Here is a 13174-nt window from a genome sequence, read left to right on the forward strand (position 1 = left end):
TTTGATGATTTGAAGAGAGTATATATAATGACATCCGATAATATAAGAGTAAAATTTCATACAAGTCATTCAAATAATTTGAACAAGCATGAATATCACCTTAGAAGCGCTGCAAATCCTTGATGCGATAGACCGTAAAGGCAGCTTTGCCGCGGCTGCGATGGCGCTGGACAAAGTCCCTTCAGCAATTACCTACAGCATACGCAAACTGGAAGAAGATCTGGATGTGTTGCTGTACGATCGCCGCGGCCACAGAGCTAAACTGACGATCGCGGGAGCAGAATTGCTCATGCAAGGCAGGCATTTGCTCAATGCCGCACAAGAATTAGAAAACCGCGTCAAACGTACCGCCACAGGCTGGGAATCGGAACTCAGAATTGTGCTGGATGGCGTGATTCACTTTGATTGTCTGCTACCCTTAATCAAGGAGTTTGAACAACAAGCCTGCGGTACCCGTTTACGCTTTTCGCAGGAAGTTTTGTCCGGCGTCTGGGAAGCAATGATCAGCGGTCGTGCGGATCTGGCAATTGGGGCTGCGTATGACGGCCCCAATGCAATACGCATGCAGGGTGATATGCAAACCAGCGTATTGGGCAGCATCGAGTGGGTATTCGCGGTCGCGCCCGAACATCCTTTAGCCCAGGCACCAGAACCACTGAGTGCCGAATTGATTCAAACTTATCGTGCTATAGCCATTGGTGACACCGGACTCAACTTACCTTCCATGACCGCTGGCCTCTTAAGCGGCCAAGATACCTTGACGGTCCCAACGATGCCGGCAAAGCTGGCCGCACAATTAGCCGCGCTAGGCTGTGGTCATCTACCGCTCAATATTGCTGCACCTCATTTACAATCTGGCGCCTTAATCGAAAAAAAAACCAATAATCAACGACCAACCGAAACCAGTTGCTACGTATGGCGCAACACCAATAAAGGCAAAGCCTTGCACTGGTTTTTACAAAAACTCAAAGATCCCGACATGCAAAGCAAGCTGCTCGGAAATTAGAGATTAAACATATGCAACAAAGCAATTACATAGGACGTTTCGCCCCCTCTCCTACCGGCCCCTTACACATGGGGTCGTTAGTCGCCGCCATGGCAAGCTACCTCGACGCCAAAGCGAATCATGGACAATGGTTGGTGCGTATTGAAGATCTGGATTTCGATCGCAACGTCAAAGGTATAGATCAACACATTCTTAACTCACTACACCGCTGTGGCATGCATTGGGATGGCGATGTCACCTGGCAAAGCCAACGTCAACACCTGTATCAAGATGCAATGCAAACGCTGGATCAACACGTTTATCCCTGTGCTTGTTCACGCAAAGAAATTGCCGATTCACGCTTACGCATGGGGGAAGTCGCAAGCCAGATTTATCCGGGCACTTGTCGGGCTGGCTTGGCGGCCGGAAAAACGCCGCGCGCCTGGCGCCTACGTCTGCCGCAGCCACACTGCAATATCACCTTTGATGATCGCTATTACGGACAGCAAACCCAAGACATCACAACAGAAGTCGGTGATTTTGTATTGAAACGCGCCGATGGCTTTTGGGCCTATCAACTCGCGGTCGTCGTTGACGATGCAGCACAAGGAATCACCCATATTGTGCGCGGTGCTGACTTGCTTGACTCCACTGCACGGCAAATCTATCTGCAACAAGTATTATATTTACCCGCCATCAGTTACCTGCACGTACCTGTCGTCAATAACGAAGCAGGTGAAAAACTTTCCAAGCAAACCGGTGCAATGGCATTTGATCGTGGGGATAATGACTTGCTGAAAGATGCCTTACTACCTGCTGCCTCTTTTTTGGAATTAGCAATCGGTGATTCCGTATCAAGCATCGACGCATTTTGGAAGCTCGCATTAGCCTCATGGACTATTAAAATGAAATTATAAAAACAGTGTCACCGCCAAGTTTTTATGCACTACTGATAGATAAGGTCATCATCCAAAATTCATTTTTTAATTTTTAATTTTTAATTTTTAGCCCTCTGAGCCATGCGCCCACTCGCGACGCAATAAGCCATATAAGGCAGAGTCCGACATGACGCCATCAACGATCCAGCGCTCGCGCAAATAGCCTTCTTTAACAAATCCCAATTTTTCCAGGCATCTTGCAGAGGCGAGATTATGTGGATCGATATCAGCTTCAATGCGATTCAAATTCAGTGTTTGAAAACCATAATTCAATAACGCAATGAGTGCCTCATGCATATAGCCTTGCCCCCAATATGCAGCACCCATGCTATAGCCAACTTCAGCATGACGGCATTGCTGATCAAATTTAAACAAGCAGCAATCACCGATGAAGTGATCGCTGTCGCCAATGGTTAAAGCTAAACGTAAAAATTGCCCCTCTTTCATACCAACATCGGTACGTGACAAGGACGTATGCGCGTCTTCCAATGATGTCCAGGGAGGTGTGCTGCCGTATTGCATCACTTTAGGATCCGAATAAACGTCAAACATGTCTTCAACATCGGATGCGCGCAAAGGGCGCAATCGCAGGCGTGGAGTGTTCAACTGGATTTGAGTAAAATCAAGATTCATCGTAGCGGACAAGGTAAGTTCTTTGTTAAACGACATGACAATCGGCAAAGGAGACCGATGATACCAATAATAATTTCAGTGAACTTCAATAAATTTCTAAAATATTGACCTGCAAAAGTATGAACAAGTCTACGATTTCATAAAATTATAAAATTATACAAATAACAATTATTAATTTTAGATGTTATTCGCCTTGATCGTTTCAACAGTAAATCAGGAATTTTTCTACAAGCAATACTCGTTAATGTTTACTTTTCGCCTCAAATGTTTGTATGTGCTCACATGTTGTAGAAAAAATTAGCGCAAAATCAATCATCAAGAGACATAAACCTATTTTTGCAACATCCACGCTGCTTCTAAGACATGAGATTGATCAGGTAAAGCACCTATTTATCCTTCAATGTAACCACAACGAAATCAAACTAAGTTATATTTCGTGCAAATTTAACTTGATGGAGTTGGCGCCAGATGCCCAATTTTGATTTGCGCACCGTTGTACTCATGTTCACACTCGTTTGTTTGTTGATGAGTGTCATTTTGTATTCGGCAAGCCGCAATTACCCATCTTATATTGGTGGATTACGCGAATGGGCGGCGGGAAGCTTAGCGATTAGCACGGGGAGTTTGCTCGTCGGGCTACGCGGCATTGCCCCTGATCTGGTTTCTATTATTTTAGGGAACTTGTTCTTTTACGCTAGCAGTCTACTCTTCATGGAAGGGACGCGTCGGTTCTATAAACTATCTTCAATTCACAAAATCTGGTTGGTATTTTTTGTTGCAGTTCAATTGTTAATGCTGGTGTTCACGTATGGATACTCATCGATTACGGTACGTACTCTCCTATTTACTTCAGCTTCTGGTTTATACATTTCGCTCTCGATTTTTTATGCATGGAAATACGGCTCACGTGATTTCCCGACACTATTCTTCATTGCCTCATTGAGTGCAGTTTGCCTGCTCTTAGCAATACGCTTCTGTGCCGCTTTTTACACACTTATCGCACTTCCCCAAGAAGGGAATAACGCGTACTTCTCCCACAGTCCTATCCAGACTGTATATATTGTCGGCATGGCATTATTGGATATGTTGGGACCGATGGCGTTTTTTCTGATGGCGACACATGAGTTGCGAATACGACTGCAAGAACTTTCGAATACCGACCCACTTACAGGATTGCTCAATCGTCGCGCACTATCTACCCATACAAACCTGGAAATTGCTAAAGCAAAACGCTCAGAGCAAACAATCTCTATGCTGATGATTGATCTTGATCTTTTTAAACAAATCAATGATCAATTCGGACACGACGTAGGAGACAAAGTGTTGGTGCATTTCTCAGGCATAGTACGTGAGTTATGCAGAGAGATTGACTACCTCGCCAGATCAGGCGGTGAGGAGTTTATTTTAATCTTACCGGCAACACCAATTGAAGACGCGAATAGTGTTGCACAACGCATTCAGCAGGCCTTGAGTAACGACAAAAATAATGGGCTGCCTGAATATACATGTAGCATCGGCGTAGCGACACAAAATGACGTCAACGAGAGCTTCGATAGTTTACTGAAGCGAGCCGATAAAGCCATGTATCGCGCAAAAGAAACTGGTCGCAACAGAATTGAAATCGCGTCATCGTCAGCTCGTCCTTGATCGGACATCAGAAAAATATGTATTATGGATTTCTCGTCTTGTCAGATTAATCAACTCATCATTTCTGGATAAGGCCTTTAAAAAAACGCCCTGAAACATACTCAGGGCGTTTTGTCATTAAACGAACATGTCTATCACCAACGACGGAAACTCTTAGCCAGGTTATGCACATTCAAAGTACCAATACCAGAACCTGGATTGTAGTTTGGTGCGGCCTGCCAATATAAATTGTCGCCAGTCGTAATCGCATTGAATGGCGAATTACTACCATAGCCATATTGATTCAGACGTGCGTAGAGTTGCGGGTTCAAATGACCGAGACGACCGCCGTTGACCTGCGAAATCAACGCAGCAATCCCATTCAACTGAGGAGCAACGAAGCTCGTACCACCGTATCCGTAAATCCACGCCCCGCCAAAATACACACTATAGCCAGTTTGCGGATCAGCATTCAGTGATACGTCCGGCAAATTCCGGCCGGCGTAGCCTGCCGGTAAATCAATCAAGTCCTGGGGACCGCTACTTGTCTGGCAAATCAATGATTGACCCGCTACGCTCGTTTTTACTCCCGAAGTATTCGCTTGGTAATATGGAACCGGAAAATTCACACTGACACCACCGCCATTCCCGACAGGGAACAGGTTGGTATCGTAATAGGCTTGACCATAATACGTCACAAAGTAATTTTGCAGATAGTCCCAACCCCACGGACGCTCTGCTGGAACAGTAATCGAACCATATTTGTGAACCTGTACACTAGGCAATGTCGTGCCACCAGCAGCAACGACATACGGATCACTGGCAGGCGAGTCAACGGTGAGAGTCTTGGTACAGGCCGGATACGCATAGCTACTCTGGTTATTATTGATATCATATGCGCCAGCATCACCAGCAGAAGCAAATACGCTGACACCTTGCGCAGCTAATTCCAGAAACGCCTGATGCTGCCCTTCCATCACTGCAGGTGTCTGAGCTATTTCAGGTGATCCCCAACTGACAGACAATGTGTCTACACGGTTGTCCGCAGCAGCCTTGAAGAACACATCCATAAAACCGGAATCAGTATTTGGTGCGTCGTACACAATAATTTCTGCTCCGGGCGCCAAGCCACCAGATTGTTCCACATCCAGCGTGGTTTCATCAGCGCCATCAGTTCCGGCACCACCGTCCAGATGACGTTGTTTAATACGGTTTTGCGATACATTCAAACCGACTGATTTCCAGTATGCATAAGCATCGGCAGGATTAAAGGTCGCTAAGGTTGCAATACCGATGGTTTGACCGCGACCATTGATTTTTTTCGCATACAGCGGGTTGATGTTATACAAATTGGCGACATCTGCAACGGTCAGTTTCCCCAAAGGATTGCCGGTGCTGGCAGCGTTCAACGACGTTGACTTTACCAGATCACCACTGGCTTTGCCTGGCAAAGCATCGGAAAGTATGCGTGAATGTGGGGACGCGAATTTCTTGGTATTCATACCGGTAACGGTAAGTACCACATCCGATACGCTATCAGGCACAGTGATGTTGCGGTTAGGCTTGATATAGCGTTGATTTGATTCCTGGTAATGGTGTAATTCTGTGCTGAAAAATTGATTCAATTGAGCCGTTGTTCCAGTCGCCCGGATGACCATATGATTTCGATAAACTTCATCGACTGTAATGCCAAGCTTATTTAACTCTCGCACGACTTTCTTTATATCTCTTTCGCTCGGTGCGTAGCGCTCAACAAACTCTTCAACCGATAAAAAGTTCTGATAATTCCAACTATTTGGATTCACCGTACCAGCAATGAATTTTTCCAAATGCGGCACATTGTGCAGTTTCATCACAATCGATACTGTTTGCGTCTGGGCGGGAGCGGTGGCTCCCATGTCTTGCGGGATATTGGCAGCAATGCCAGTGAGAGGAATCAATGCACTTACGACCGAAGATAACAAGATGGACTTATAACGGAATTTCAAGTGAGTCTCCTTTTGGTTGATTTTCTTATTCAACTTTCTCAGCAATTTTTTGAATTGCGCAAACGATCTTAGATCGCAAGAAAAATTAAATCAATGAAAAACAAGACTCAAAAAACCTCATATATTTTATAAATTCTAAAAATAGATATGAGTTTAAAGAACATATTTCTATATGCAAATTTTGCACATAAGCGACAACAAGAAAATATTTCTGAGAGGTAAGAATTTCTGCACTATTGCCCACTATGACAGCTGATAAATTAAACTAAATACGAGCATCGACATCGCCACATTTCAAATTTAAATTGCTTACTCAAAAACACTATCAACAGTTACGTAAAAAAAATCTATTAAAAAATAAAAATATTGATTTAACGTTTAACTGTTGTTTTTGCGAGATAAAAATTTCTACATTGAACTACTTTTCTTTCGGCAAAAAATTGCCAGGCACCAAAACGCTGATGTGCCCATATCTGTAATTGTGAAATTCAATTTCAACGAAAGAAGAAGGTGAAAACGACTGAATTAAAATCGTTTAATCTATCAGCGATACCAATCCTTCGAATCGTACGACGATCAGCAGATGAATTAGCAAACCAAAGGAGAGGAGGAAGCTTGAATGAGACTTGGAGAAGATCAAAGAAATTAACAAGGCGTCAGTGATTGTAGTAATGTCACTGGTCCCGCCGGCGGGAATCGAACCCACATCTTACGCTTAGGAGGGAACACCAACAAGTAAAAAAAGTCATTGTACAACAACCACTTAGCTATGTCCTGTACGCTAACATTGGTCAAATGTTCCAAATTTGTTCCAAATTATAATTAGCGACTAGAAAGGACTGCAAGGGTTATGGCAAACAAACTTATCACTCCAAGGGTTGGAGTCAATGGCAAAGTGTCCTATCAAGTTCGCATCCGAGAGTCTGGTGTCTATCGTTCAAAGACATTCAAGAGTGAAAAGGATGCAGAAAAATTCATTAGAGAAATCAAGTCAAAGATAGATAAAGGCGAAAGTGTAGACATTGGAAAAATCCAGAAACTCACACTTGGATCAATCTTTACTGAATACTTAAAGTTAAACACCGTGTCTGATGGCAAAAGATATGGACTTGAAAAAATAAAAAGAGAAATTGGCAAAGTTCCTTTGTCTAATTTCAAGACTGCATCTTTCTCTGTCTATCTAAAAACCAAGTTAGAGGAAAAAGTCCCTGATCAAGCAAGAAAAAAGAAAGACCATCCATTGTATAAAGGAAATATGGTTCTTGACTCGGAAACTGGCTTGTTAGTTAGAAAGACTTACAGTGAAAGCACTATAAGAAAAATATACTATGAAATTAAGACTGCATTGGAATGGCATTCAAAACACTATGAATATACATTCAATAGAAAACCTTTTGATGATAACAAGCCACCAAAAGCTTGGATACCAAGGGATAGAATTTTAGAGACTGGTGAACTTGAAAAATTGCTTGATGCATGCGACAAAATGTATGTAAATCAAGAGATATTAAAGTGCCTAATTCTTTGGCAATACTATTCTTGTATGAGATCAGGCGAGACTCTTTTAATGAAATGGGAGCATATCCATATAAATGAAACTGACCCTCATCACTCATACATTTTTGTTCCAAAAGAAAACCAAAAAATAGCAGATAAGAAAAATGCCAAAGATAGAAAAGTTCCGTTAAGACCTGAGTTCTATCATTTCATAAAAGATAGAGTTATGAAATTAAAAAAGGATGGTCAAGTGTTTGCTTTTGGAGACTATTGGACAACCAGTGGTGTTCTCGGTAGTCGTTTCCGAGTTATTTGCAACAATGCAAAGGTTGATAATTTCAAGATACATGATTTAAGACATTGTGCTGTGTCTTGGTATTTTGTGAATACATCTTTAACTGACATTGAAATTTCTGAGATTTCAGGACATATTGAATTAGGCACTTTAAAGAGATATGCAACTTTAAGACACAATGATATAGGTGTTAAGTTGTGGGTAAATAGCAAATAGTGTGTTTACTATAAAAATAGTGCGGTAAAATTATGTTATTGCATTAATAGGAAAGCATTATGTTTAAAGAATGGTTAAAGTGGTTTGTATCAATTTGGTTTTATCTTTATGCCGTTATCATTCTTGTGGCTGGTGTTGGCTTAACAATAGAAACAATCAACACTGTTCATGCTCCTGACTTGGTGCAACGGTGGGAGATGGTCGCCGGCTCTCTTACTCTTGGTTTTGTTCTCTGGATACTGGCAAAGAAATTGAAACGGTCCAGCAAGTTCAAACCTAACTGGCAAAATCTCTTTACTATGCTTGGCTCAGTCCGTGTCTTTTGGTTCATACGGTTCTAAAGCAGACTCCAGAAACGACAAAAGCCCTTTTCAGGGCTTTTTTTCATCTACTTGCTATCTTATCCACCACTAGCAACTTGGGCAATAAGTGTAGCTGGCATGTCGTCTAGTGTGGCTCTCAACCATTCAGGGAAAGCACTTGGAGCAAAAGCAAAAGGTATATTGAACTCAAATTTCCTATCAATTCTTATTGGCTGGTTGCTGTGAACCTTGGACTCCATTTCATAGGCTATGTGATATTTGTTGATTTTCTTATCAAAACCAACGGCGAACAATGTAAGTCTCAACTTAGAGTCTTTTAGTAATTTTTCAAACTTTACCCACATAGACAAAGTTTCAGAGTCGTCTTTTATGAGTTGTTTTATAATGTGGCAATTGTTCATTGCTACATTTAAGCCTTTTCCAGATTGCAAAGTTGCTTGGAATAGGTCGGAGTATCTACTGTCTTTTGTATATGATTTCATTTGGTTTCCTTTTATTAAGTATGTTGTTTACTCCTTTTTGAGTATGTGATTTATCAATGTATGATATATTTAGTCAATTAAAAACACTGTTTTTATGCAGTGTCATTAATGTATCATAAATATATAAATAGATCAAGTGAAATTATTAAGTATTTGCTTTCCCGTCACAATTATATATTCTTGCTCCTGTTTGCTCTGAGAAAGAGTCTCTAAATGTTATACGACAAAATCCGATAATGCCTTTGTCTGTATTTTGCCACATAGCATTGCTACATGACTTGCAAGATACCTTGTTAATGCTTTGATTTTGTGTTTCTGAAAGCTCTAAATCTTTAAGTGTTTGACTAATGGTTTCCATGTGTATTCTCCTTTTTTATCTTATGTAGTGTGAAACGAAAACTGTTGCTAATGATGAAATGCAAGTTGCACCAATAATCATCCAAAATTTCAAGTTCTTGAAAAATTGCTTTGTGTGTTGCATGAATAGAGTGCTGATTTCATCGCTCAACTTGTCAAGTGTCTCTTGTTCCATAACAAGCTTTTGCTGTTTGAAATCCTTGACTATCTCTTTTGATGACTCGTTCATATCAGAAAGTTTACTTTTTAAGTCTGACATTGCTTTTGATAACTCAACCATAGTATTTGTTTTTGCACTGGTGAGAATTCCGTTTAAGCTGTTCGCATGTTCAATTTGTTTTTCTCTAACTCTTAAGTCAAAAGTATTAAGATTGGATTTCATGGTTTCTATTCCAGTATCTAGCTTTGAGCCAATATCGTTTGTAAATGTTTTTAGCATTCCATCAAAATGATTTTTCATTTCTAAAATTGCATTTTCTCTTTGTTTAATCATCTGTTTAAACAGGTCATAAGAAATAATCAAATTGGCTATTGCTGATGTATGCATGGTTGAAAGAATGGAAATAACTTGAAAAAGCTGGTCGTCGTGAATAAGACTGGAGTTGTTAGTAATCTTTCTAACAACGGCTCTCATTTCTGGACCAAGATTTTTTCCAATAAATTCATCAAATCCGTTCTTGTCTGAAAAATGTAATTCTGTGAAATCAGTAGAAAATACTGTCATAAGTTTTATGATGCTTTCTGATTTATCTTTGTCTGCAATGTTTTCACTATCAAGAATGTTTTGTATTCTTGTGGTAATGGTTGGTGGTTGGTTTGTATTCATATTGTTTCCTTATAAGTAATATATGCATACTAATAAATTAACAAATAAAATATTATTGTCAATATCTTTTTTGAAAAATATGCAATTGATATAGAGAAAAGAAAAGCCACTAAAAAGTGGCTTTCTCTATTTTGTTTACTAAATTTATAAACTAAGACCTTGTCCTTTTTTTCTTGTATTGGCTTTTGTCTGAGTTTGAGACTGATCTTGAGTGGTTGCTTTTCTCTGTGCAATCTCATTGTTTAAGCTCTTTGCTTGCTCCTGCTGAATGGATTGAGACTGAGACTTTTGCTGTTCAAGTGCTTTCTGTGCCTTGATAGCATCTGGCATCTCGTTAGACTGCTCTGGTTTCTGTGCAATCTTGGTGTTGTTTTCCATAGCATCCTTAACACTAGATAAACCGTCTTTTTTGCTTTCAGGTTCAATCTTTTTGGACTGGGCTTGTTCTTGCTCTGGCTGTTTTTTGAACTTGTCAGCCATGCCTTGCAATTTGCTCTTGGCACTATCAAAAAATCCCTGTTTCTTTTCAGGTTCCACTTTTTGGGACTGCTCCATCTCAGGCTGTTTAGGACTCTGAGAAATAGCTTTGGACTGTTCCTGGTCAACTGTCTTAGACTGCTCCTGTGCTGGTTTCTGTGGCTCTAAACCGTGTTCCTTGCCAATATCAGTCAATAGCTGTTTACCGTCTTGTCTCGCATAGGTTTCTTTAACTGAGTCAAATTCAGCATTGGTGGAATAGACCTGTAAATCATCTCTGTTTCTGGTAAATGCGACATTGGCTAAGTTCTGATTGTTGATGCTGGAGTTCTCCATGAACACATAGGAATTGTTTACGGTTTGTCCTTGGGACTTGTGCAATGTAAGTGCATAGCCAAGGTCTACCTTTTCATTGCCTTGAACCTGAATTTCAGAGACATTGCCATTGTCAAAAGCTACCAGTGCTTTTCCATTTCTTAACTCTTTGACCGTTCCAACATCACCATTACTATAACCATTTGCTAATGGCATGTCGTGATCTAACTTATATTTGGCAAAGTCAACTTGTTGGTTCTCCTTATGAGTTTTTTCATTGACATTGCCTGACTTAAATTCCTTAGTCGCTTGCTTTTGTTCATCTGATTTTAAAAAATCGTTCCAATGTTTTTTCTCTTGTTGTTCAACTTTATCTTGTTTAAATAAAGTAAATGACTCCTTTTGTTTTTCTTTGAAATCACTTTCGTTTGTCTTTTTTTCCTTTAAATCTTTGAAAGCCTGTTTTTGTTCCTTTGTGTTGGCAAACTCCTTGAACAATGCCTTTTCGTCGTCTTTTGAATAGGTGTTTCCAGTCTTGTTGTTTTCTTTTAAAACAATTCTGTCTCCAACATGAAAATCTTTATCTCCATTGGAAATAGACTCTTTGGATAAGTCTCCATTTTTCAATCTTGCATCTTGAATAGAACCGTTTAAATTGCTGACTGACTCGTTTGTGCTGGCTAGAACAAGTTTATCTTTGCAAGCATTTTTATCTTGCATGTAGTCATTAACTAAACCATCATATTTATCTTTTGTTGTCTCAAATTTGTTGACACGATCATTGTTTTCCATAATGTCAAAAGCATTTTTAATGTGGTTGCCACTTGATTTTAATTCGTCAACATTTCCATTTTTGTATTCTTTTGCTAATGATGTGCTTTGTGCAATCATCATGGAAACCTCGTCTTTCTGGCGGGTAATTTCATCAAGAACAACAATGTTTTCTTTATGTTTGATAATGTCTTTATCTTTCATAAACTCAGAAAGAGTTTGACCTGTTCCAACTGCTGAAATTTGGTTGGTATCTCCAACGACAACTAATTTTGCATTGGTTGACTCAATATTTTTCATTAAGTCATTAAAGGTTCGGGTATCAACCATAGATGCCTCATCCATAAAAACAATGGACTTATCATCTAATTTGATTTTTCCGTTGGCTACTTTTGCATTGAAAGACTGAACTGTAAAAGCATTTTCTTTACCAATGGCTGTCTGCCCTAAATCGCCAGCAACTTTGTTGGTTGGTGCAATACCAAAGGTTTTGAAACCCTGCTCATGGGCGATCAAGGATGCTCCATTGATTGCAAAGGACTTTCCTGCACCTGGAACACCTATGGCAATAGTTGCATTTTTTTCATTGAAAACTGAATTAATGAACTCTTTTTGACCATCGGCAAAAGTTGTTTTTGGTATGTCCTTTTCTTGCTTTCCCTTGGAGAGTTCTTTTTTTCTATTGTCATCATCAAGTTTTTTTTCAAGTGCTGAAATTGACTTAGAAAGCTTTTTACTATCAATGTGAACTTTAGAGTCCTGAGACATTTGCTTTCTCATGACTGCAAGGTTTTCGTATTCTTTTGAAATCAAAGCCTTTGATGTGAACTCAGTTTTTTCTCTGCCTTTGTCATCCATTTTAGTAATAGCAATCATGTCATTTTCAATGCCATTCAATTTGCTTTTGGCAAGTCCTAAAATGTTGCTGGCTCTTTCTTTTCCTGCTGTGCCATAGTGGTTGACATACTCTGTTATTAATTCATTTTCTGTAAATGTTGCTTTTGTCCCTGTAAGCTTGTTGATAATTGAATTGTCGTGTGTATGGTCAAGAGCATTTGTTGGATGAACTATGCCAATATCTTTTGTGTCATTCTTTTCTTTCAATCCCAAACTAGCAACATAGTCATCAAGTCTCTGTGTTTTGTTATCCAATGACTCATCAGATTTTTTATTCTTGATTTTTGCTTGAATGCTAGATTTATTCTTGGATGAGTTTATGAACTTTTCTTTATTGCTGTGTTCTTGATGAGCATTGGAAAGTTTTTTATAATACTTATTGTTGTCAATTTCTCCGTCTTTCTTTGACTGCTCAATACCAACTAATACCTTATCAAAACGGTTTCTTTCATCTTTAATTTGTTGCTTTACAACCTGCTCAATTTTCTCTGGTGTTGTGCTATTTCTTTTTATTTTGTCCAAAGACTCTTGGTCAAAAGCAACACGGT

General features: G+C 39.8%; 11 protein-coding genes. 5 read left to right on the forward strand and 6 right to left on the reverse strand.

Going from position 1 to position 13174, the window contains the following annotated elements; all coding sequences use genetic code 11:
• Positions 1 to 88: 88 nt before the first annotated feature.
• Entirely contained in the window at positions 89 to 1006 is a 918-nt protein-coding gene (locus tag ACO0KY_RS10670) for a LysR family transcriptional regulator (RefSeq protein WP_423045886.1), read from the forward strand.
• Positions 1007 to 1017: 11 nt separating this feature from the next.
• The gene (gene gluQRS / locus ACO0KY_RS10675) at positions 1018 to 1902 is read left to right on the forward strand and encodes a tRNA glutamyl-Q(34) synthetase GluQRS (RefSeq protein ID WP_423045888.1); all 885 of its coding nucleotides are present in this window, start codon (positions 1018 to 1020) and stop codon (positions 1900 to 1902) included.
• Between the two features lie 87 nt (positions 1903 to 1989).
• Here gluQRS and ACO0KY_RS10680 read toward each other — a convergent pair whose 3' ends face one another.
• Positions 1990 to 2592 (reverse strand): GNAT family N-acetyltransferase, encoded by a 603-nt coding sequence (locus tag ACO0KY_RS10680; protein WP_423045890.1) that lies wholly within the window; start codon positions 2590 to 2592, stop codon positions 1990 to 1992.
• Positions 2593 to 3024: 432 nt separating this feature from the next.
• Between ACO0KY_RS10680 and ACO0KY_RS10685 the strand changes: the two genes are divergently transcribed.
• Positions 3025 to 4203 (forward strand): GGDEF domain-containing protein, encoded by a 1179-nt coding sequence (locus ACO0KY_RS10685; RefSeq protein ID WP_423045892.1) that lies wholly within the window; start codon positions 3025 to 3027, stop codon positions 4201 to 4203.
• Between the two features lie 134 nt (positions 4204 to 4337).
• Here the strand turns inward: ACO0KY_RS10685 and ACO0KY_RS10690 are convergent, their stop codons facing one another.
• On the reverse strand, positions 4338 to 6170 hold the full coding sequence (locus ACO0KY_RS10690; protein WP_423045894.1) for a S53 family peptidase: 1833 nt from the start codon (positions 6168 to 6170) through the stop codon (positions 4338 to 4340).
• An 850-nt stretch (positions 6171 to 7020) separates the two neighbouring features.
• Between ACO0KY_RS10690 and ACO0KY_RS10695 the strand changes: the two genes are divergently transcribed.
• Positions 7021 to 8178 carry a site-specific integrase gene (locus ACO0KY_RS10695; RefSeq protein WP_423045896.1) on the forward strand — a complete coding sequence of 386 codons (1158 nt, stop codon included), beginning with the start codon at positions 7021 to 7023 and terminating at the stop codon, positions 8176 to 8178.
• 59 nt (positions 8179 to 8237) lie between these two features.
• Entirely contained in the window at positions 8238 to 8519 is a 282-nt protein-coding gene (locus tag ACO0KY_RS10700) for a hypothetical protein (protein ID WP_423045898.1), read from the forward strand.
• Positions 8520 to 8578: 59 nt separating this feature from the next.
• Here ACO0KY_RS10700 and ACO0KY_RS10705 read toward each other — a convergent pair whose 3' ends face one another.
• From ACO0KY_RS10705 to ACO0KY_RS10720, 4 genes are all read right to left on the reverse strand, one after another.
• Positions 8579 to 8983, reverse strand: a complete 405-nt coding sequence (locus ACO0KY_RS10705; RefSeq protein ID WP_423045900.1) for a hypothetical protein — start codon at positions 8981 to 8983, stop codon at positions 8579 to 8581.
• Positions 8984 to 9128: 145 nt separating this feature from the next.
• Positions 9129 to 9341, reverse strand: a complete 213-nt coding sequence (locus ACO0KY_RS10710) for a hypothetical protein (RefSeq protein WP_423045902.1) — start codon at positions 9339 to 9341, stop codon at positions 9129 to 9131.
• Between the two features lie 15 nt (positions 9342 to 9356).
• Entirely contained in the window at positions 9357 to 10166 is an 810-nt protein-coding gene (locus ACO0KY_RS10715; RefSeq protein ID WP_423045904.1) for a hypothetical protein, read from the reverse strand.
• A 144-nt stretch (positions 10167 to 10310) separates the two neighbouring features.
• On the reverse strand, positions 10311 to 13174 hold a 2864-nt coding region (locus tag ACO0KY_RS10720; protein ID WP_423045906.1), incomplete at its 5' end, for an ATP-dependent DNA helicase.

The organism is Undibacterium sp. Dicai25W (assembly GCF_049340505.1).
GTDB lineage: Bacteria > Pseudomonadota > Gammaproteobacteria > Burkholderiales > Burkholderiaceae_D > Undibacterium > Undibacterium jejuense.